The following is a 22,377-nucleotide window of genomic DNA, read 5'->3' on the forward strand; positions in this document are numbered from 1 at the left end:
TTTTTTAAAATTAAGACTCCTTCTTTACATTCTGAAAGACAGCAGTCGCGTCCCACACATTCAAGCCAAATTGGCCTTCTGAAAATGCGGAATCATTTGCATCAATCACAAGACGATCATCTAAATAGATTTTAAAGCGATCGCCCTCGGCATCTGTTTTCAGATGATACTTTTTATTAACGTCTATCGGTGTTTTGTATTCAGCAATGACAGAAGCAGCACCGTTCTCAAATTTAAAGAATTTCACTAGGTCATGCTTCGCATCCACATTCGCAAGATAACCGTTTTTGGCATCTTTGTCAGAGCGAAACATTAGTGCTCCTGCCCCTCTTCCGTTTCCATCCTTAATGGTGATATCAGATTCATAAGTGAAGTCTGCCCCGGATGCTGAAGACAAGATAAAGGAATCTCCGTCCGACCTCCCTTGTTTCCCCTCAATCGTGTCGGCCCACGTGCCATTTACAGTCGTCCAGCCAGTCATATTGGACATAAAAGGTGACGTTCCCCATACCTTTTTTAAAGGGTGTATGGTTAAAGATTTTACCTTTACACCGCCATTTGCAGCATATAATTCAAGCCCTTTGCTTGATCGGTCTGGGAGAATAATATCCGTTATGACCTGCTTTCCGTCATTCCCAAATACTTCAACCGAGGAGCGGTCAACAAAAATGCGCATCTTAACCTTCCCATTTACCGGCTTCAATGGGGCTGTTTCTTTTCCGGTGTTGAAGGCCGGATTAAAGGTGTTGTTGCCCGACTCGCTCCGGTCAACGAACAATTTGGCGTTTCTTCGGTCATAGCCGACCTTCGTAAATTGATTTTCACCTGTTCGGACCTTAAAACCAAATTCAGCAGCTGAACCAGGGCTTACTTTAAATTCTGCATTTATTTCATAGGCATCTCCAGATTGCCCCGTTAACACATTATGACTTGCAGGCGATATGGTCAGATTCTTCCACTTCTTAGAGGTTCCGCGAATGGTTTCCAGCTCTTTCACTGGTGTTTGGACCACTCTAACCCCTTCGGTAAACGCTTTCAATTTTAACTCTCTTGGAATGGACGTTGCACTTCTCCATGGGGATGTCGGAACATCATTCGCATATTGCCAATTGCTCATCCACCCTAACCATAGCCGGCGGCTGTCTGTGGCTGGAATATCAGACCAGGATACAGCCGCATAAAAGTCTCTGCCGTAATCCGTCCAGAGAACTTTGTCTGATGGGTTTTCATTTTTAAAATGAGTTCCATCAAAGTCCCCTACGAAATATTGCATACCTGATCCTCCCGAAACCGCTCCGTTTCCGACACTGACTTGCAAGACCCATTTTTTTTGATTCGGTTTGCCATCTACCGGTAGCTCAAATAAATCCGGGCATTCCCATACTCCCCCGTGGCTTCCTTGCCCCTGTCCAAATTCACTTGCATACGCCCACTGTTTCAGATTTTTTGATGTATACATGAGAATTCGGTCACCAGCTGCCAGTACCATCACCCACTTTTTCTCTTTCTCATACCAAAAGACTTTTGGATCGCGAAAATCTTTTTTACCCGGGTTTGGAATGGCAGGGTTGCCTGCGTATTTCGTCCATGTTCTGCCTTTGTCATTGCTATAGGCAATACTTTGCACTTGATGGCCTTCCCGATCCTGTGTATAAATGGCCACAAGCGGCTTCTCTTTGCCTGTTTGAAAACCGCTTGTGTTATTTTTATCTACAACTGCGCTTCCAGAAAAGATCGTGCCTTTTTCATCCGGATACAGCGCAACAGGAAGGTGCTCCCATGTAACCAAATCTTTGCTGACGGCATGCCCCCAATGCATGGGCCCCCACTGAAGCCCGTAAGGATGGTATTGATAGAACAAGTGATATTCCCCCGCATAATATACCATTCCGTTTGGGTCATTCATCCAGTTTGCTTCCGGTGTGAAGTGATATTGAGGACGGTATTCCTCATCATAGTAGCTTGAATCGGCTGCATCCGCCGAAAATGCCATAGTCAACAGCAGGGTGAACATGATCATGACTTGAATAAGTCTCTTTTTCATTTGTTCCTTCGCTCCTCTCTTCATGTTTAAACACTTTCAAGAGAGACTGCTGCGCAAGCTGGTCCGTTTCTGGAAATTCTCTTCTGTTTCGCTGTTATCCGAATGATTTATATATGAAAAGACTGCTGCAGTTTCTCTCTTTTTCCTTCACACACCTTATGCTAAGAATCCAGCCCAATACCCGAGAATCCCGATGACAAAGATGCCGCAAATAATGAGAAGAGGATTCACCCCTTTGCGAAGCATCCATGCCACCAATAACGTTAATCCGAGAGGCAGCGCACCCGGCATAATGCTGTCTAACACATTTTGTACAGTTTGAACATCTACTTTTCCGCTTTCATCCTTAATCCTGGATACAACGATTGGAATGTTGATGGTGGTCCATTTGGACACGAGAGCCCCCATAACAAATAACCCGAGAATCGAAGCGCCCTCTGTAAGCTTTTGAATGCGATTACCAGCTAAATCCTGAAGAATCTCCATTCCTTTCACATAGCCATACTTTAATCCATAATATTTTGTGCTTAATCTTATGGCATTCAGCAAGAAAAAGAATAGCAAAGGGCCGGCAATGTTTCCTCCTAAAGCAAGGGAGGCTCCTAGCGCAGCTAAGACAGGACGAATCGTTCCCCAAAAAATTGGGTCGCCTACGCCCGCTATTGGTCCCATCAAACCGATTTTCATTCCGCTTATCGCTTTTCCGTCAATTCCTTTATTGTTCGCCATTTCTTCTTCCATGGCTGCCGTCACGCCAAATATAGGCGCTGTCAGCCACGGATGTGTATTAAACCATTCCAAATGCCGCTGCAAGGCTTCGTTTCTTTTCGCTCCGGGACCGTACAATTTTTTGATCGCCGGTATCATGACATAACAATATCCCATTGCCTGCACACGTTCGAAGTTAAAGGAACCGAGCAAAAAATTTGAACGAATAAACATGCTGAAAATTTCTTTTTTCGTTAATCGTTTTTCTTTCTCCATTTTTTCTTCCCCCCTCATCGTTTAGGCATCAAGATCATCATCGTCATCATAAACAGCAACACTGCCACTGTCTGATGCGGCCGCGACTGCTCCGTGAGCGCTTTGTTTTTGCATCACCTGCTGGTATAAAAGCGCCAGACAGAGACCAAGGGCTCCAAATCCCACTAAGTTAAAATCGGTAAACGCCGCTAATAAGAAACCAATATAGAAAAATGGCTTTAAATAAGGAATATTCATCATATTGATCACCATGGCATACCCGACAACCACAATAATGCCTCCGCCTATTTGCAGTCCTTTTGTAATGACATCAGGAATATTTCCCAGGAACGCCTGAACAGCGCTGACACTAATTAAAGCAACAATCAATGTAGGAATCATGACGCGCAAAGCTTGAAACACCATCGCGGTAATATGCATAATTTCAATTCCTTTTATATTTCCCGCTTTTGCATATTGATCAGCGCGGTGGATGAAAAAGACAGTGATCGTCCGAACAAAAATCGTCAGCGCCTGACCCGCAGCTGCTAAAGCAACAGCGACAGCAATCCCTTCGCCAATTCCCTGATCAGCGGTAATAACTAAAATGGTTGAGATGACAGAGGCGATCGCTGTATCAGGTGCCATGGCAAGCCCGACGTTCATCCAGCCGAGCGCCATCAGCTCCAGTGTGCCTCCAAGAATAATTCCCGTTTTTAAGTCCCCGAGCACCAAGCCAACTAACGTACAGGCCACAAGCGGCCGGTGTGTCTGCCCTTCATCCAATACACTTGCGATTCCGGTGATTGCTGCAATGATTAACAACAAAATAATTTGTAATGAAGACATATTCTCATCCCCTTGATTATTTTGTTACGTTCCGTAAAATCTGTACAAAATCCTCACTGGCATCTGAAGGCAGCTGCCTCAATTCCAGTTTCACGCTCTTGTCACTTAATGTTTCAAATGCCTTTATATCTTGTTCTGTGACACTGACTGATTTTGTGATTTGCCTGCGATGATTTTCAAAACGCATTCCCCCGACGTTTACGGTTTTGATCGGTACACCTGCTTCTATAAGAGATACAATATCAGACGGATTTTCAAACAAGAGCATTGCCGTTACCCCTTCGTAGCGCGGACTATGAAATGCTTTTGCCATTTTAGAAACCGAGACGGCACTTGCCTTTACATTTGAAGGAGCAACAGAAAGGATCAGCGTTTTTCTCATTTCGTCCTGAGCAATATCGTCGGAGACAACGATGATTCGGTCGGCTGCATGGACTTTTATCCACCTTGTCAGGATTTGGCCGTGAATAAAGCGGTCATCAATTCTTGCTAACACAATGTTCATCATAATTCATCCTCTCTTGTATCTTGATTGGCTGTTTTTACTTTTTCTAAATGTTCACTGCACACTTGAAAGCTTTGCTGACTCATTGCTTTTAAGTTGTTCAGCAAATCTTTGAGAGCCAGATGTTCTCTCAGGCTTAATACCTCCAGCAGAATCGGCAGGTTTACGCCGGCTGCCATATCCATTCTTTGATCCTCAGCAATAAAGGAAGCTGCCGCGTTATATGGCGTCCCTCCAAAAATATCGACTAAAAAAAGCACTTCATGTTCTTCCGGGATATCCTTGAGCGCCTGATGATATTTTTCTTGCAGCGTTTGTATTCCTTCCCCTTTAAAAAACGGCACTGCAATCAGGTTATTTTCTTCACCGAATATCATCCCTGAAGACTCTTTTAATGCTATGGGAAAATCTCCATGACCGCTGATAATAACTGAAATCATGTCTATTGCTCCTTTCCTGTTTTGTACATCCATATATAATGCAAGGATCGTGCCAACACAGTTGTGTTAAGCGTTTTCATCGTTATTTCAGCCAATAGCAATTTGTTGTTGAAACACTTAAAACGAAAAAAATAAACCTGTATTAAAATGGTGTTCCATTTAATACAGGTTCATATGAAAAAACTGTTTTTAAAACAGCTGGCCATGCACTTCTTCAGCAAATATGGCGGCTATAAATAATTTTTCATCATCACTTATGCGAAGTCCGAGCTTTTCTTCATAAGGGGCTAATGTTCGCTCTGTCACGTACACCATTTTCTTCAGCTGATCATTGATCTCTTCTTCCTCTGAGAAAGCGATCGGATTTTGCTTAATTACCCTTTCAAAGGCGAAAGCCGTGTGCATAATGACTTTGATCAAAACCGCATTATTGAAAATGACCCCCAGCTCATCTTGAACGGTTTGCAGCCACTCCAATAACATTTCGATCACATGATGGGGATTCAAGAAGACAAGGTATTTTTTCAGGCTATCCTCGCAAAGCTCCCTAACAATAATATTTGCTTCGTTCAATCCATTGCTCAAGGGGATGCTTCCTTTTGTAATCGCCTGTTGAATCAGCTTCTCTCCCTCCCCTTCAATTAACACTTCTAAAGATACATGCGGAGCATTGATTTTAGGGTCTTTCGTTCCGACTGTCGCAAGGATTTCATACTCTTTTTCGATTTCTTTTATGCTGTTGGCCAGCTTAATCGATGATACGGTCAATATGTGAATCGGTGTATCGGAGGCCTTGTTTACGATCGTGGTTAGAATGTCTTCCAGCTTTTTGGCCGTCCCGCTGCCCGTGGTGCAGATGGATACCAATGCCTTCTTTTTGCCGGGTGCCGCTGGCTGACGCTCCCACAACTCGATAAAATCCTTCGTGACCGATTGATAGATCGCATGCAAATTTAAATTCAAATAGTTGACCTTTCTGACAGCATCCAGCACCATTGAAGTCGTAACATTGCTGATTGTTTTAATGGAAATGCCTGTCTTTTCCTCCAGCCTGCTTTCCAGCATTGCAAGCGACCCCATATCTACCAGCATTAAAACACCTTCGCCTTCATCAACCTGTTCCATTTTTTCTGCTACGCATTCAAAAATGTCCGAAGGTGAAACAGTAAGCGGCATGTCAACTGCTGCAATCGGCGTACTCCCTAGCAGTTCTGTCGCGACTTCAACCATTGAACTCGCCGTGCTGTTTCCATGAGCAGCCACGATAATACCGACTCTTTTGTTCTCCTTTAACGATTTGATGGAATGGATTAACATCGTTAAGTAGATGACTTCTATTTCAGGAATAGCCACTTTAAAATATTCCTGAATTTTATCTTTAAAAATCATCGCCACCCGATATTCTTTCACATGAGTATCACGAATTTCATCTGTCTCCTGTGTATTCAAAACATCAATTTGCTTTCCTCGCTTTAAAAATGCGTCAATATGCATACTCAAAAAATAAATAAACTTACGGTCAAATGTGCAATCCAGCTCATGTTCAGCTATTTCTTTTAACTGTTTTGTCATTTGAATCACGTCATCTTCAACGAATGTCAGCAGGCTGTCTTTTTGAAAAGCTTGATGATGAAAAAAACTTCTGACATGCAAATGGACATCAGTCAAGATGTATTGGTTAATATCCTTTTTGGATAAACCTTCTTTCATAAGCGTTTTCACTTTTTCCTCAATCAAATGATATAAGTTAAATGAGAGGTCTTCGTCAATTTTTGTTGTTTCATCTTCTACAATCGGAGAGATAATCGTTGTAATATTGACATATTCAGAAATGGCTTTGCTTCTTTGCATGTTTTTGCTGCTGGACATCCATTCTTGCTTGATTTCATCAGGCAGATCGCGAACAGTCAGTTCAATAACTTCATTTCTGTCAAGGTTATGCAAAAATCCGTGTGCGCAAACTAACTGGACATTTGATTTCAGCTGTCCGACATTCCCAAATTTCGCAGAGTGAATAAGCGCATTATAGACATCGATATGCACACTCAGATTCTTCTTAATTCGCTCTGCTTCTTTCCCTAATAAAAACGTCGTCAGATCCACTCTTTCTTTAAGCGATCGTTCTTCAAGCGAAGGAATATGAATGGTCATTGGGATTCTTCGCAAAAACGTTTTCAATAGTGCAGAACTCGGATTTTCTGTAGTCGCACAAATAAACAATACGTTCGATGTTCGTTTATGTTCAGATTCTCCAAGCCTGTTATAAGAACCGCTGTCAATAAAATAAAACAGCATTTCTTGTCCCTCGGGAGGGAGACGGTGGATTTCATCCATAAAAAGAATGCCCCCATTGGCCTGTTCGACTAAACCCGCCTTATCCTCGGCAGCACCTGTAAATGAACCTTTTTTGTGTCCGAATAATTGAGAAAGCAATAATTGAGGGTTGTTGTAGTAGTCTGCACAGTTAAATGTAATAAATGGTGCGCCGGCCTTCAATATGTCAGAGTAAATGGCAAACTGGTAAATTCGGTTCGCAAAAAGGGATTTACCGGAACCAGTCGGCCCTAGGAGGAGCATATGCAGACCGTTCGGCGGATAAAAGACAGCTGCTTTTGCCTGGGAGATCGCTTTCTTCAAACTCCCTTTTGCCCCTATCATAAGCTCTAGGGGATTCGTGGAAATGTGTTGATGATTTTGCTTTGAATTTCCGGAAAACGCCTGAAGGTCTTTCACTTCCATCATCTCTGTATCCCATTTCTTGTTGAATAATTTTTCTGCTATCTCGACCGGGATGTATCTTACAGGAAACGTTTTAATTTTGATGACCTTTTTGGACCGGACGAGATTGTTCAATTCAAAGCTGACATTGGACCGCTCCATTTTCAGCTGCTCGGCAATCTCCTTTGCTGAATTCCCTTGTATTTTTAAAAGATGATCTAAGGTTGAATCATGAAAATTATGCTTGAGCTGATGGTATATTTTATCTATTCTTCTCACGTCTATCATCCTTTGTCCTTATTAGATAAGCCATTAACAAGAATATTTCGAAACTTTATAGTCCGCGTTGAGATTATCTGCTGATACACGTTTAAAAAGGTCTCTATAGCAGATTGACAAAGCTGGCTTTTATGCATATATGTTTACATTTCGAATCATTTGCAACTCATATTAGTATGATAGATTCGCGGTTCTGGAGGGCCAGTCCCCTTCAAAAGTAATAATCAGTAAACAGTTTATCATTCTTGGGGAATGTAATGATGTCAAAATCATCAATGACAAAAAATGCATCTTATAGATCAGGACAATTTTCCTAAATATAACCCCTTAGGTTCGTTCACAACAAAAAAGACGGACACTCTATGTGACCGCCGCAGTATTACAATATGCAAAACTTCGTCATTTTTGCAATCCACCTTGAAAGTTAAGGAATCTGTAAGCTTAAAAACTTTATCTCCGATTCTCTCGATTTGATCCCCCCTGCAGGCCTCAATCATAGTGGGTATGCAATTATACAAATCGTTACCGATTAAAACTAGCCTGTCAGATTGTCCAAATGACTTTCCTGTTTTACTCTGCTATTCAGGTAGAATCACGAGTGAAAATAGAGCCACAAGACATGTAACAGCACTTAAAATAGTTTTAAAATTTAAAAATAAAAGTATCTATTCTTTTAAATGTTATAATATCCGATAAAACTTTACTCATCTTTTTATTACTGGAGGAAAATAAAATTGATAGGCAATTCTAGCAAAGACAATTTTGGCCAGCAACAGAAATTGTCTAGAGGCCTTAAAAACAGGCATATACAATTAATGGCGATTGGAGGTGCAATCGGTACAGGTTTATTTTTAGGTTCAGGTAAATCCATCCATTTTGCAGGACCATCCATTTTATTTGCTTACTTGATCACCGGCGTATTTTGCTTTTTCATTATGCGTTCGCTCGGAGAACTGCTCTTATCAAATGCGGGATACCACTCTTTTGTTGATTTTGTAAGGGACTATTTAGGAAACAGGGCAGCATTTATCACTGGGTGGACCTACTGGTTCTGTTGGATTTCCCTCGCGATGGCTGATTTAACGGCGGTCGGCATTTATACGCAATATTGGCTTCCCGATGTGCCTCAATGGCTGCCGGGTCTTCTTGCGCTTATTATCCTGCTGATCATGAACCTTGCCACCGTTAAACTTTTCGGAGAATTAGAATTTTGGTTTGCATTGATCAAAGTTATTGCCATACTGGCTCTGATCGTAACTGGTATTTTCCTGATTGCGAAAGGTTTTTCCGCAGCTTCCGGCCCTGCCAGCCTCACCAACCTTTGGAGCCACGGCGGCATGTTCCCAAATGGATGGCATGGGTTTATCCTATCGTTCCAAATGGTCGTCTTCGCTTTCGTGGGTATTGAACTTGTTGGACTGACAGCAGGTGAAACAGAAAATCCCCAAAAAGTGATCCCTAAAGCCATCAATCAAATCCCTGTCCGGATTTTACTTTTTTATGTTGGCGCACTTTTCGTGATTATGTGTATCTATCCTTGGAATGTGTTGAATCCAAACGAAAGCCCATTTGTTCAGGTCTTCTCTGCAGTAGGCATCGTTGTGGCTGCCAGTTTGATCAATTTTGTTGTATTAACATCAGCCGCCTCAGCTGCAAATAGCGCTTTATTCAGCACAAGCCGAATGGTCTATTCACTTGCAAAGGATCATCACGCACCTGGACTATTAAAGAAATTAACTTCTTCTAACGTGCCAAGCAATGCGCTGTTCTTTTCATCCGTCGCCATTCTGATTGGCGTTAGTCTGAATTATTTAATGCCCGAGCAAGTCTTTACACTGATTACAAGTGTTTCTACAATATGCTTCATTTTTATTTGGGGCATCACGGTGATTTGCCATTTGAAATATCGAAAAACAAGGCAGCATGAAGCGAAAGCAAACAAATTCAAAATGCCTTTTTACCCATTATCCAACTATTTAACACTTGCATTTCTCGCGTTCATTCTTGTCATATTGGCACTGGCGAATGATACACGTATTGCTTTGTTTGTCACCCCGGTCTGGTTTGTTTTATTGATTATTTTGTATAAGGTGCAAACCCGCAGATGAAATAAAAAAGACAAGGGATACTCACTCCCTTGTCTTTTTTATAGGGCCAAACACTAAATTAAACTTTGGTTTCAAATTTCATTTAAGTGTTAACTCAAACCAGTTTTGATGCCGAAACCTACTAACATTATTCCGGTAATTTTTTGAAACTCTTTCTGGAACTTCGAGTTTTTCATCCATTTTTTTGCATAATCAATAATATAAACAAGAAACAGGAACCACAACACCGCTAATAAGGTTAGGATTGAAGCTAAAATGATAAGCTGCTGGTTTATATTTCCGTTCAAATTGATAAATTGGGGCATGATTGTAACATACACCAAAACAGTTTTAGGATTGAGAATGTTACTGAGTGATCCCTGCATAAAGGAAGTTTTATAATAACGTTTCGGAGAACTTGCCATATTTTTTGCTTGGGATTGCATGTCATCTAACGAAAACATACTTTTAGCAAAAAAACTTTTTACACCTAAATAAATTAAGTATGCCGCTCCCAAATATTTGATCGTTGTGAAAAGAATCACTGACTTTGCGATTACCACTGATAATCCTAAAATGGCAATCACCGTCCAAAAGGAAAGTCCTGTCGCCAATCCGAGAATGTTATAACGGCCGGCTTTCGGACCATACCTAAGCGTATTTTTCATCACAAGCATCGTATCTGCCCCCGGTATGATAACCATCATGGCAGCGATCGGTATGTATGCGAGTAAGCTGTGCATTGTTCTCTCCCCCTTTAAAAATCCCCTCAATCATATAGTGACTACAAAAGTAACTACTTATAAAAGTGTATCAATGCGTTTGGAATAAATCAATATGGTTTGTTAAAATAGCGATTACTAAGGCAGCGATTGCTCTTTATATTGGAGGATATATGAAAGAAAATATGTTAGACATTTTAAAAAACCTCAATTTTACAGAATATGAATCGAAAGCGTATTTGGCATTATTGCAAGAATCACCTTTAACAGGCTATGCCGTTGCCAAAAAATCCGGAGTTCCCCGTTCTAAAATTTATGAAGTATTGGAAAGCCTTGTCATAAGGGGAGATGTTTTTGTCAGTCATGGAAATACGCCTCAGTATGTTCCAGTCCCCGCAAAAGAACTGATTAAAAACCGCCGGCTCAAAGCGGAAGAGCATTTTGATCAGGCTGAGAAATATTTTGAAAAGTTCGAGCAGACTGCTAATGACCGGGAAAACATCTGGAATATCACCGGCCGCAGTGAAATTCTTGAAAAGGTGAAGGCTTGTATCTTATCCGCCAAAAAAAGAATCCTCTTAGAAATATGGAAAGAGGATTTTGAGGAGATAGAATCAGAGCTCAAACATGCGGCAGATCAAGGCGTTATTGTCACCATTATTGCGTACGGAGACATCGTATCTGATTTTGCCAATGTTTACCTTCATGATATGAGCAGTGAAATTACAGAAGAGTATGACGGACGGTGGCTTGTCTATAGCGGAGATGATTCAGAAGTAGTAGCGGGCATTGTCTCACTTGGCAACGACAGCCGTGCTGCATGGACGATGCATGTAGGGTTAGTCATGCCTATTACTGAAGTGATCATTCATGATCTGTACCTCATGGAAATTCTGAAAAAGCATAGAGAGCTTTTAGAAGAGAGCTTCGGGAAAAATCTCATCCAGTTGCGCCGTAAATTTTCTATTCACTCAGATTTCAAAAAACATTATTTGGAATAATGTTTGTCATCTCTTACCCCAAAAACAAGGCTTGTACAAAACAAGCCTTGTTTTTTTATGCATAAACCCCCCATGCTGATTTACTTCTCTCTTTTAAAAAATGTGATTCTGCGCAAACTATTTTTCAGCCTGCCGCGTCTATCCTAGGTAACAGCCTACGATATACGTATATTCAAAAAGGAGCCCTTTATTGCAATGAAGAAAAAACAAACAACAAAAGCGTTGCTTGTCACATGCATAACTGACCATAAGCAAGATTTCTACAGGTTGGCTTTCAGTTATGTGAAAAATCAAGATGACGCATTAGATATTGTTCAGGAATCTATAAAAAAAGCGCTGAGCTCAGTTGAAACGGTCAGGAACCCTGAGACGATAAAAAGCTGGTTTTATAAAATTTTAGTACGGACAGCCATTGACTTTTTGCGCAAACAAAAAAAGATAAGAGTGATGGACGACGAAACGATAGAATTTTTAAGCAAAGGAAAGGAAGACCATTACAAGGATACTGATCTCCATGAAGCGCTTGACGAATTGCCGTACCGCTATAAAACCATTATTATTTTACGTTTTTTTGAAGACCTCAAATTAGAAGAAATTGCGGAAATTACAGGAGAAAACACGAATACCGTCAAAACGCGCCTATACAGAGCATTGAAGCTGATGCGCATTCAGCTGACGAAGGAGGATCTTTCTTAATGGATAAGAGATTACAGCAATTAAGAGAAGAATATAAAAATGTTCAGATTCCTAAAGAATTGGATATCATTGTTGAAAAAGCCCTTCAGCAAGAACCAAAAAAGAAAAGAATCGTTATGTGGCCGACATCAGCAGCAATCGCTGCAGCTATTTTATTCACTGCGCTTGTTAATATCAACCCGGACGCCGCTCAGGCTATGTCAAAGATCCCTGTCATCGGCAAAATCGTCAAAGCGATCACCTTTATTGAAATCAAAGAGGAAAAAGACCAATCAAGCATTGATGTCAAAACACCTGCTTTGTCCGGGCTTTCTAATAAAGAGCTTGAAAACAGCATTAACCAGAAATACTTGAAAGAAAGCCAGCAGCTGTATAAAGAGTTTATACAGTCCACATCCAAAAACAAAAAAGGGCATCTCAGCATCTACAGTGATTACGAGACGGTCACAGACACGCCAGATTTACTCTCTATCCGGCGCAATATTGAAACAACACAAGCATCTTCCTACACACAAAGCCGTTATATTACAATTGACAAAAAGAATGATATTTTACTTACATTAAAAAGCTTATTCAAAGATGAGCGCTATATCAAAGTCATCAGTCAAAACATCAAAGAACAAATGAAACAGCAAATGAAGGAAGATCCAAATAAAATATATTGGCTCACTGACGAAGATGCAGAACCGTTCAAAACGATTCTTCCTGATCAGACGTTTTACATTACTGAAGACCATAAACTTGTGATCTCATTTGACGAATATGAAGTCGCCCCCGGCTATATGGGCGTTACAGAGTTTACAATTCCAACCGGCGTCATTTCAAACTTGCTCGTGGGAGAACGTTATATTCGATAAAATAAAAACATCCATCTAAGATTATGGATGTTTTCTCTCTTCTCTATTCGAGGTCGTAACCCCGCTATCAAAAACAACGAGAATATTTGCATACTATTGGAGGAATACCCATGTATCACAAGACACAGCATCATCGATACATTCCTGGACTTGATGGCCTTCGGGCTTTCGCCGTCCTGTCAGTTATCACTTATCACCTAAATTTCAATTGGGCTAACGGTGGTTTTATCGGGGTTGATATCTTTTTTGTTTTATCCGGATATTTGATTACATCTATTCTATTACCGGCATATGGAAATGATATCAATCTTGATTTTCGGGATTTTTGGGTGCGCCGCATTCGGCGGCTTCTCCCGGCAGCGTACCTTATGATCTTTTCCACTGTTGTGTGGGTCGTATTGTTTGATCGAGAACTATTGCACACTGTACGTGGAGATGCGATCTCTTCTCTCTTTTATATGAGCAATTGGTGGTTTATTTTTCACAAGCTATCATATTTTGATAGTTTCGGTTCCCCATCACCTCTAAAAAACCTTTGGTCGCTGGCGATTGAAGAACAATTTTATATCATATGGCCGATGTTTTTAGTTGTTGGAATATACATAATGAAAAGCCGCGCCAGATTGGCTGCGGTGATATCATTGCTTGCGCTTTGTTCAGCCGTGATGATGAGCGTACTGTATGAACCTGGCGGAGATCCGAGCCGCGTTTACTATGGCACAGACACTCGTTCGTTTGAACTTCTCATCGGATGTGCCTTGGCTTTGGTATGGCCGATGAAAAGGCTGTCTTCCAACAGGCTGCCAAGCAAACTGAAGCACACTTTGCACGCCACTGAATTTTCGGCATTTTGTATTTTAGTGTTGTGTGTCTATTTCACAGATGAATACGAGCCTTTTCTTTACAAAGGCGGAATGCTATTCATTAGCGTGACTGCCGCAATCCTTATTGCATGTGTTTGCCATCCGAGCAGCTTTTTAGGCAATCTGCTTTCATGGAGGCCGCTTCGGTGGCTTGGAACGAGGTCTTACGGAATTTATCTTTGGCACTACCCTGTTATTGTGTTAAGCACGCCAGTTCAAGAAATCGGAAACCCTGTTTTTTGGCATATCGTGCTAAAGGTCATTGTGACATGTATACTTGCCGAGCTTTCCTACCATTTTATTGAGAAGCCGATACGGACACAGGGATTTAGGTCATTTTTCCGCCGTGTTTTTATACATAGAATCAAGGAATGGAAAACGACATCTGTCATCAGCAAAATGTCAATTGGTTTCATCATTTTCGCTATACTTATTTTTGCAGGCGGGCTGTCAGGGCTAGCCGGCGAGCAAAAGCACCCTACCAAATGGACCTATAGCTCACAAGAAACAAATGCTGACACCAGCCAAGCTTCTGAGGATGAAAAGGATGCTGCAGCAGATAAAAAACACAATCCTGAACAAAAAACACCAGGCTCCAAGCAAGGACAAAAGGAAAATAAAAATAATGGGCAAGAGACTCATAAAAAGAAAGACACGCAATCTCAACAGTCGAAAGAACCCGCAGACACTGCGAAAGAAGTGTTAGCTATAGGCGATTCCGTCATGCTTGATATTTCTTCACACCTGCATCAGTCACTTTCACATGTGACGATTGATGGAAAGGTGGGAAGACAAATGTCTCAAGCTTTGGAACTCGCAAAGGAATACAAGTCTTTTAATCAGCCCAACAAGGCTGTCATCATTGAGCTTGGAACCAATGGCTACTTTACAAACAGCCAAATCGAACAACTGCTTCAATCTTTCTCAAAAGCCCATATTTATCTCGTCAATACACGGGTTCCCCGCCAATGGGAAAGCAAGGTTAATGAATCTTTACAGCACCAGGCAAGCGCACATCAAAATGTTACGTTAGTTGACTGGCATACAGAAGCCCTTCGGCATCCGGAATATTTTACCCCTGATGGTGTTCACTTGGTTCCTAAAGGGGCAAAAGCTTTGACTGCTCTTATTGTTCAGGCGATGAAATCGTAAAAAAGAGATCCTATACGGATCACTTTTTTACTTTAGTTTCTGATCGTTGATTATGTCTTCTTTCAGCAAGGCAGCCCTTATGTTTACATGCCGTTTACGTAAGGGTAAGCCAAAATTGAATGGAGGGATGATAATGAAAGGAAATGAAGAACATGACATCCAAAAAGAGCTGAAACGATATGAGCTTTTTTTCAAAAAACGATATAAGATTCTTTATACAGTAAACGATTTTATCATCGGTGCTTTGTTCCTCGTTGGAAGCTTTTTCTTTTTCTATGACCGTTTAAAGTCGGCAGGGATATGGCTGTTTGCGGTCGGAAGCTTGCTGCTGTTAATCAGGCCCACGATCCGGCTGATTCATGACTTTCATTACCGTAAGCATGTGGAACAGCAATTCAAGCATCAATCTTCAACAGATGACTGATCTTAAGGAATAAGAAAGAACAAAATGCCAAAAGCCTGAGTTGAAAACCAAAAACAAGACTTTTAGACTATTTATTTTTAAAAATAAGGTAAAAAGAACTAAACTTTTGCCTCTGCATGCCGATATGAATAATAAGGCCGGCGCGATACTCCCTATAACATCCTTTTCAGTAGATTTCATTATCGTGCCGGTTTTCTCATATGCAAAGCAATCCCGCCAATCTGATTGGCGGGATTTTATATTTTACATTCCTGTCCAAACGTCTTTCACATAACGTCTTTGATCTTGCAGCTTTTGCAGCCATTCAGCTGATTCTTCCTGGCTTGCTCCTTTTTCAGCTTCATACGCCAATCGCAAAGTTTTCTCTACATCAGGAGCCATTTGCGATCCATCACCGCATACGTAAATATGAGCCCCTTTTTCAATGAGTGTCATCAATTTCTGCGTATCTTGCTTGAGCAAGTGCTGGACATATCCTTTTGGTTCGTTTTCGACGCGCGAGTAGCATCGGCGGATTGTGACCAAACCGTCCTGTTCCGCTTGATCCAGCTCTTCTCTGTAAAGGTCGTCATGGTCCGGACGGCGGCAGCCGAAGTATAAAAGTGCTTCACCAAGGGTGCTTCCTTCCTTCTTCAAAACCGATCTTGCCTGAACAAAGCCCCTGAATGGCGCAATTCCTGTGCCCGGCCCGACCATAATCATAGGCGTTTCAGGCTCATCCGGCATCTGGAATCCGGACTGCGGTGTACGAATGAAACAGGCTGCTGCATCACCTGTATTCAATTCTGCTAAATAATTAGAGGCAACACCCCGGTATTCACCTCGGCCGCTCCATGCTGAGGCTTTCACAACTCCTACCGTCATGCTCACGATATTTGCATGAACTTTCGGTGAGCTTGAAATGGAATAGTATCTCGGTTTTAGTGATGGCAAAAGTGCTAAAAACCGTTCAAACGGCATTTCGCAGGCAGGATAATCCTCTAAAAAATCAAGCATGGTAAGACGTTTTGCAAGTACCTGCTCTTTGTAAATGCCAGCATCTGAAACGAGCTGTTCCAGCTCTTTTTGATGCGGCGGACAGACTGTATAAGAGGCCAGCTCCCGAAGCTGAAGCCTTGATGCCGGTTCCTGCAGCTCTACATAGGACGACAATAAATCCACTACTTTGATCGGCCGATCCATCGGCAGATGAGACATATGAGCGCTTCCGCTTACTTTTATCACATGATTGGACTGCAAACCGAATCGGCTGAGAACCCGCTGAACAAGCTCCCTGCTGTTCTTCGGCAGGATTCCGATATGATCGCCTTCTTTATATGTTTTACTAGCCGGAATTTCCAATTCAATATGGCGGGTTGAACGCGTGCTGTCAGCTGTCTGGAGTTCTCGATTCTCTAACACAATCCCTTCAAACGCGCCATATGCTTTAGCAACCGGCGTTTCCGTCGCTTCACTGAGAAAAGTAATCGATAATGAAGGCCTGTCTTCTTTCTGGGCTATTTCGTTAATATCAAATGCGTCCATCGTTTCCTTCCAGAAGCGGTTTTCCCAAGACTCGCGATGGCTTTCAAAATCATCGGCGGCGTCACCTTCCCCAATCTCTGTTAAACGCGATGCCCCCTTTGCTTTCATCATGTCATCAATCAGGCGGGGAATCCGCTGATACGTGCTGGCCCAGCTCCGGTTCCCGCAGCCGAATACCGCATAGGAAACACCTTTCAATTGGCCTTCCTCAAGCTCTTTCAGCCACTCTACAAAGCCGGCAGCATTATCAGGCGGCGCCCCATTATAAGAAGCCGTTACAATGACGACTGCCCCTTCTTCAGGGAGCTTGCCGATATAATCATCAAGCGGAGCCGTTTCAGCTGTAAAGCCCATCTGGCGGCCTTGAGCAGCCAGTTCACCGGCTATTCCCTCAGCTGTCCCAAGGTTTGAACCGTAAAGAACGAGTAAAGGTGTGCCGTGTTTAGGTTTGGTTTCTTTTGGCTTTGTTTCTGCTTTGATGTCTGCCTGTTCTTTTCTCTGTACATTGATTGCCGCTGTTTTCCGCGGTTTCACAGTAATTTTAAAATCATCCGGCTTGATCGTTAATGCTTCTTTGATTTTTAGTTCGTAGCCAGTATGGTTTATCAATTCAAAATGCTTTAATACAAGACCGAGAACCATTGTCGCTTCTTGAAGAGCAAACTGCATGCCAATACAAGCGCGCTGTCCGTTTCCAAACGGCTTATACGCATGGTGAGGGATACTTGAAGGATCCTCAAACCGTTCCGGACGGAAATCTTCCGCATCCGGTCCCCAAGCGTTTTGATCCCGGTGCAGTTTTGGAATTAAAACAGTGACTGGCTGCCCTTTGCTGATCGGATATTCCCCGCCTAGAACAGTATCCTCCTTCGCATATAGAGAAAAAGCCGGAGCTGTTGGATACAGTCTGAGGGTTTCATTTAAAACCATCCGAATGTATTTGAGCTGCTGGATTTGTTTATATTCAGGCGTGTCATCCGTTAACACGCGATCCGCTTCCTCCTGAGCTTTTTTCAGTTTTTCCGGATGTGTAAGCAGACAATAAATCGCAAAGGAAAGCAAACCGCTTGTCGTCTCATGTCCAGCAATTAAAAATGTGATGATTTGATACCTTATGTTTTCATCATCCAGCGTTTCACCGGTTACTGGATCTTTGGCATAAAGCATGAGAGACAAGAGATCCTTAATGTTATCATCCGGATTCGCCTTTCGCTCCGCTATCATTCTATCAACCAGGGAGTTCATGACTTCTATATCCTTTTGAAACTGCAGCTTCGTTTTCACCATCATCTTATCTTGCAGGCCCAGTCTTTTTGATTGATTCATCGCCTCTTTTAAGGCACGGAGCATACTGGTGATAAACGGATGCTGTGAATCACGGTAAAAGCTGTTGAATCGATAGTTAAACCCGCACAACCCAATCGTATCAAGCGTCAGACGTGTCATATCGTCTGCTACATCAATTTCTTCATTAGGGTTTAACCGGCTCCACTTTTGAATCAGCTGGGTTGCGATATCCAGCATCATAGAATGATAGCCTTTCATCGCTTTTTGACTAAAACTCGGCAGCAAAATGCGGTGGGCTTTTTGCCAGTTCGGTTCGTGCGTCCAGCTTGTAAATAAGCCATCTCCCCCGAACTCACGCACCTTTTGCAAGCCTTTGCCAAGGTTCTTGTCAAAGCGGCTTTCATCACACACTTCAGCCACAAGATTTTGGCCGGAGACAAAAACACTGGATACTCCCGGAAAATCAAAACGGAAAATCGGTCCCAATTCATCAGCTATCCGCCATAAGGATTGAGAAAGCTGTTCTTTTTCCAGATGCGGAAGATTTTTTAAAGGTCCGTATGTTTTGGGCTGAGGTATTGCGCTTGCCTGTTTCATTAACATCTCCCTTTCCTTATTTTTGTGATGAATGAAGCTTAATGGCGTCCCAGCAGCATTGTTCCAATTCAGTAATTAAATCAGTGTCCATCTCTATATCACCTGTTTGAACGAGCTGATATATCTTGAGAAACGCCCCTAATACAATCGCAATTAACACATTAGAGGGCAGGCTGCGAATCACGCCTTCCGCTTTTCCCTTATTAAAATAGTCATCAAGCATTTGAGTCAGATTTTCTATCATTTTTTTGCTTGTATGATTTAAGTAATGAGCATCTTTTTTTGTTTCAAGAAAAAAAAGCGCATAGTCGCTCTCTTTCGTAAACTGAACGAGACAGCAAAATACGTGGTGAAAGCCTTCTCTGACAGGCAATTCTGAAACGTCTTGCTTCAGTTTTTCCGTAAATCGCTGGATGCTTTCTTGAAACAGTACGTTAACGAGTGTTTCTTTGCTGTCAAAATAACGATAGATCGTTCCTGTCCCTACATGAGCACGTTCAGCTATCATAGGAATAGTGGTAGCGTCAAAACCCCTTTCCGTAAAAAGTGAGACTGACGCTTTCATAATCATGTCGTATTTACTGCTGGATGCGGATATCATGTAATCTGACAACCTCCGATTCGTTTGCGGAATGAATATTCATTCCTTTTGTTCACAAAGAATGTCTGCCCTGTCTGATATCACCTCTTTGTTCTTTCTTCTGTTATAAGTTTATATGAAAAAAACTTTTTTTAATATAAAGTATATGCAAAAAATAAAAAATTAAGAAAATATACCCAAAGCCTAATGCGAGGATCTTGGATATATTTCCCGAGAAATTTTTTATTTAACAGCCACAATACATAGACAGGAATCACGCCTGATAACAGAAAGATCCCTGAAATGCTGGTCTTTCAGCAGTTGAATATACGTTTTCTCTTTTTCACCGGTATTTGTATCAATACTGATATAAAACCGGCCGTCAATTTGAAGCACCCTGTAAATTTCTCTTAATGCAAGCCTAATATTGGTGCAGCTTTGAACCGTATGTAAAGAAAAGACTTTATTAAAGGTACGGTCATCAAAGGGAATGTCCTCTGGATAGCCATGAAAAACCTCCCCGTTCCCCATGTTCTTTCGATTCGCACGTGATATCTGTCTTACCTTTCGTTTTGAAGGATCAATGCTTTTTAGGCTTCCCTTTTTTAGTTTCTTAGTTATGCTTTTAAAGACAGTGCCGTTTCCAATTCCAATTTCTAAAATTCTGTCATTTTCTTGTATATCTATAGAGTCAATCATCATATGCTCAATTGTTTTGGTTAGCTTATATTTCCGAGAAAATAATTTCCAAAAATCCGATCGTTTATAGAGTCTATTTTCTAGCATTTTAAACACCTGCTTTTGGTTTCCTATGTTTATTTATTATCTTAAAAAAATAAACATCATCTTCATTTCTAAAAGTGAAGGAAGGTACCAACTAGACGGCAATGTATTGAAAAATGTTTCAACAGAACTAAACTTTTTCATTTTTTTCCGCAAAAAAAGCAGAAAACAAAATGTTTTCTGCCCTCTCTCTAATGCCAATGATAAGGGAATACATACAGCCTTTGCTGCTGCATTGCCATCAGCCTCTGCTGTCGGAATGGATTTCCATAACCATGTTTGAAGGAATGCGGCATGGACGCATAACCATGGCCAATCGACGGCAGCCTTTTTTGATAATCGTTCATCATGCCATCACCTGCCTCACAGTAACGTTGATTTATTGTATGCAGGCAGGCATTTTCTTGACAGTCGTATCGCTAAACTTGGTCCTTCTCCATTGTATAATGCATCAATAATTCCATTCTAAGCATATGCCATTCCCCCTTCAGTTTTTTTCGTTGCTTTTAGCGCCAGTTTGTTAAATAAAGATGCTTTAACTGAGACTCTTTCATTTCATCATAAATCTGCTCAATCTGCTGTTCTCGTTCGAATTCTTCCAGGCTTTTAAACCTTTTTTTTATCGTTAACGTTAAAAAGAATAGATTAATCGTCATATCGCTCACCCCCTTTCAAAGTCCGCATCAAGCGAAATAACCCGCGGCACACCCCTTCTGCCGCGGGCAAATAAAAACCGCAGACAAAAGAAGACACCAATGCCTCTACTGCCTGCGGGGAGTTGCGTATGTCCGACTATTCCGAATTTAATGCGTGCGATAAGCATCGGTTAAGGAAGGACACGAACTCTTCCACAGGCTGAATAAACCATGAACTTTTACATGTGTATCACGTACAGGTTGACGTCGTTGTCTCATTGTCATTTTGGTTCAGCCTCCTTTGCTTTTTTCTTACTTTGTAAGTATATCCACCAAATTCCATTTTGTAAACATCTTTTTCTAAAAATGGACGGAAATTGTGCAAATCATCGAATGGATTTGCCCGTTGGTCATGACACCTGCTTCATTTCTTTTCTGGAGCGGTCTTTCTTATGATATGCAATAAAATAAATGAGACCGACAAATACAGCTCCGCCGATGACATTACCGATAAAAGCCGGAATGATGTTTCCGATGAACTGCCCCCACGTGAATGAGCCTGCAAAAATGGCAGCAGGAATCACAAACATGTTGGCGACAACGTGCTGAAATCCGATAGCCACAAAAGCCATGATTGGGAACCAGATGCCAAGGATTTTTCCTGCTGCGTCTTGGGCGCCGAAAGAAAGCCACACTGCAAGACATACAAGCCAGTTACAGCCGATGGCGGAAATGAGAACCTTGCCAAAGCTCATATCAAGCTTTCCTTGGGCAACGGCAATCGTTTTTTCTAAATAAGGACCTGTTTCAGTCAATCCAACCAAATGCCCGAAAAAGTACGCAACAAACAATGCGCCGATTAAGTTCATAATTGTGACGATTCCCCAGTTAATCGCTAACTCTTTTACTGATATTTTTCTCGAAAATAACGCCATCGCAACTGACATCATATTGCCTGTGATCAGTTCAGCGCCAGCGAGTACGACAAGGATCAGGCCGACTGGAAATACTGCTGCTCCAATCAAACTGGACAGGCTCCCCCATTCTTTCGGAAGATCGCCGATTACCCTGATATCAAGCAAATACCCAAGCGCGATAAATGCACCGCCTAAAAACCCCAGCACGAGCAGTGACGGCAGCGGAAGCTTTATTTTTTTCATCCCTGCTTCAATTGCTGCTTCCGCTATTTCATCCGGTTTTCGAAAAGCCATAATTAAACGCCTCCATTATTTCTTCTTTTTTCACAGTTATGCAAGAAAGGCAATAAAAAAGGCAGCACTCAAATAACCTGTGTCAAACCAGGCGTTTGAATGCTGCCTAACTTGTATGCATACCCATACAACAATATCAAGCAGTATGAAGATATTGAAA

20 protein-coding genes and 1 pseudogene are annotated in these 22,377 nt (G+C 41.7%); 7 read left to right on the top strand and 14 right to left on the bottom strand.

Annotation, left to right across the window (positions count from 1 at the left end):
* Positions 1 to 10: 10 nt before the first annotated feature.
* The 7 genes from sacC to levR all read right to left on the bottom strand — a co-directional run bounded on the left by sacC (position 11) and on the right by levR (position 7,798).
* A complete protein-coding gene (gene sacC / locus RAC86_RS04385; protein ID WP_377885415.1) occupies positions 11 to 2,014 on the bottom strand; it encodes a levanase in 2,004 nt (667 codons plus the stop codon).
* Entirely contained in the window at positions 1,953 to 2,084 is a 132-nt protein-coding gene (locus RAC86_RS04390; protein WP_231560761.1) for a hypothetical protein, read from the bottom strand. Before RAC86_RS04390 ends, sacC begins: the two co-directional genes overlap by 62 nt.
* 116 nt (positions 2,085 to 2,200) lie before the next feature.
* Complete coding sequence (gene levG, locus RAC86_RS04395) at positions 2,201 to 3,028, bottom strand: PTS fructose transporter subunit IID (protein ID WP_003229834.1); 828 nt, start codon at positions 3,026 to 3,028, stop codon at positions 2,201 to 2,203.
* 21 nt (positions 3,029 to 3,049) lie between these two features.
* Positions 3,050 to 3,856: a PTS fructose transporter subunit IIC gene (levF, locus tag RAC86_RS04400; protein WP_014477476.1), complete on the bottom strand. Its 807-nt coding sequence runs from the start codon at positions 3,854 to 3,856 to the stop codon at positions 3,050 to 3,052.
* A 16-nt stretch (positions 3,857 to 3,872) separates the two neighbouring features.
* Complete coding sequence (gene levE / locus RAC86_RS04405) at positions 3,873 to 4,361, bottom strand: PTS fructose transporter subunit IIB (RefSeq protein WP_029318159.1); 489 nt, start codon at positions 4,359 to 4,361, stop codon at positions 3,873 to 3,875.
* Positions 4,361 to 4,801, bottom strand: a complete 441-nt coding sequence (gene levD, locus RAC86_RS04410; RefSeq protein WP_003246144.1) for a PTS fructose transporter subunit IIA — start codon at positions 4,799 to 4,801, stop codon at positions 4,361 to 4,363. Before levD ends, levE begins: the two co-directional genes overlap by 1 nt.
* A 189-nt stretch (positions 4,802 to 4,990) precedes the next feature.
* Entirely contained in the window at positions 4,991 to 7,798 is a 2,808-nt protein-coding gene (levR, locus tag RAC86_RS04415) for a transcriptional regulator LevR (protein ID WP_377885411.1), read from the bottom strand.
* 556 nt (positions 7,799 to 8,354) lie between these two features.
* Between levR and RAC86_RS04420 the strand changes: the two are divergent.
* Both RAC86_RS04420 and RAC86_RS04425 read left to right on the top strand, forming a co-directional pair.
* Positions 8,355 to 8,494: pseudogene (locus RAC86_RS04420) on the top strand (hypothetical protein).
* Between the two features lie 38 nt (positions 8,495 to 8,532).
* On the top strand, positions 8,533 to 9,906 hold the full coding sequence (locus RAC86_RS04425) for an amino acid permease (RefSeq protein WP_377885412.1): 1,374 nt from the start codon (positions 8,533 to 8,535) through the stop codon (positions 9,904 to 9,906).
* Between the two features lie 89 nt (positions 9,907 to 9,995).
* Here the strand turns inward: RAC86_RS04425 and RAC86_RS04430 are convergent, their stop codons facing one another.
* Complete coding sequence (locus RAC86_RS04430; RefSeq protein WP_377885413.1) at positions 9,996 to 10,628, bottom strand: LysE family transporter; 633 nt, start codon at positions 10,626 to 10,628, stop codon at positions 9,996 to 9,998.
* 152 nt (positions 10,629 to 10,780) lie between these two features.
* Here RAC86_RS04430 and RAC86_RS04435 point away from each other — a divergent pair, with 152 nt between their 5' ends.
* The 5 genes from RAC86_RS04435 (at position 10,781) to RAC86_RS04455 (ending at position 15,600) form a co-directional block, all read left to right on the top strand.
* On the top strand, positions 10,781 to 11,608 hold the full coding sequence (locus tag RAC86_RS04435; RefSeq protein ID WP_015251592.1) for a TrmB family transcriptional regulator: 828 nt from the start codon (positions 10,781 to 10,783) through the stop codon (positions 11,606 to 11,608).
* Between the two features lie 195 nt (positions 11,609 to 11,803).
* Entirely contained in the window at positions 11,804 to 12,304 is a 501-nt protein-coding gene (sigV, locus tag RAC86_RS04440; RefSeq protein WP_004398891.1) for an RNA polymerase sigma factor SigV, read from the top strand.
* Positions 12,304 to 13,161 carry an anti-sigma-V factor RsiV gene (gene rsiV, locus RAC86_RS04445; protein WP_003229823.1) on the top strand — a complete coding sequence of 286 codons (858 nt, stop codon included), beginning with the start codon at positions 12,304 to 12,306 and terminating at the stop codon, positions 13,159 to 13,161. The genes sigV and rsiV overlap by 1 nt, the downstream gene beginning before the upstream one ends.
* 110 nt (positions 13,162 to 13,271) lie before the next feature.
* Positions 13,272 to 15,176 (top strand): peptidoglycan O-acetyltransferase OatA, encoded by a 1,905-nt coding sequence (gene oatA / locus RAC86_RS04450; protein WP_119899619.1) that lies wholly within the window; start codon positions 13,272 to 13,274, stop codon positions 15,174 to 15,176.
* A gap of 133 nt (positions 15,177 to 15,309) precedes the next feature.
* Complete coding sequence (locus RAC86_RS04455; RefSeq protein ID WP_019712530.1) at positions 15,310 to 15,600, top strand: YrhK family protein; 291 nt, start codon at positions 15,310 to 15,312, stop codon at positions 15,598 to 15,600.
* Positions 15,601 to 15,843: 243 nt separating this feature from the next.
* On the opposite strand, the gene cypB is transcribed toward RAC86_RS04455, so the two are convergent.
* The 6 genes from cypB to RAC86_RS04485 all read right to left on the bottom strand — a co-directional run bounded on the left by cypB (position 15,844) and on the right by RAC86_RS04485 (position 22,217).
* The gene (gene cypB, locus RAC86_RS04460; protein ID WP_377885414.1) at positions 15,844 to 19,008 is read right to left on the bottom strand and encodes a bifunctional cytochrome P450/NADPH--P450 reductase CypB; all 3,165 of its coding nucleotides are present in this window, start codon (positions 19,006 to 19,008) and stop codon (positions 15,844 to 15,846) included.
* A gap of 16 nt (positions 19,009 to 19,024) precedes the next feature.
* On the bottom strand, positions 19,025 to 19,609 hold the full coding sequence (fatR, locus tag RAC86_RS04465) for a transcriptional regulator FatR (protein WP_009967878.1): 585 nt from the start codon (positions 19,607 to 19,609) through the stop codon (positions 19,025 to 19,027).
* A gap of 222 nt (positions 19,610 to 19,831) precedes the next feature.
* On the bottom strand, positions 19,832 to 20,374 hold the full coding sequence (locus RAC86_RS04470; protein WP_041351773.1) for a class I SAM-dependent methyltransferase: 543 nt from the start codon (positions 20,372 to 20,374) through the stop codon (positions 19,832 to 19,834).
* 188 nt (positions 20,375 to 20,562) lie between these two features.
* Positions 20,563 to 20,721 (bottom strand): hypothetical protein, encoded by a 159-nt coding sequence (locus RAC86_RS04475; protein ID WP_003229817.1) that lies wholly within the window; start codon positions 20,719 to 20,721, stop codon positions 20,563 to 20,565.
* Between the two features lie 156 nt (positions 20,722 to 20,877).
* The gene (locus tag RAC86_RS04480; RefSeq protein WP_004399102.1) at positions 20,878 to 21,027 is read right to left on the bottom strand and encodes a YrzI family small protein; all 150 of its coding nucleotides are present in this window, start codon (positions 21,025 to 21,027) and stop codon (positions 20,878 to 20,880) included.
* Between the two features lie 389 nt (positions 21,028 to 21,416).
* On the bottom strand, positions 21,417 to 22,217 hold the full coding sequence (locus RAC86_RS04485; protein WP_003229815.1) for a formate/nitrite transporter family protein: 801 nt from the start codon (positions 22,215 to 22,217) through the stop codon (positions 21,417 to 21,419).
* Positions 22,218 to 22,377 lie beyond the last annotated feature (160 nt).

It is taken from the genome of Bacillus sp. LR_5 (assembly GCF_042709275.1).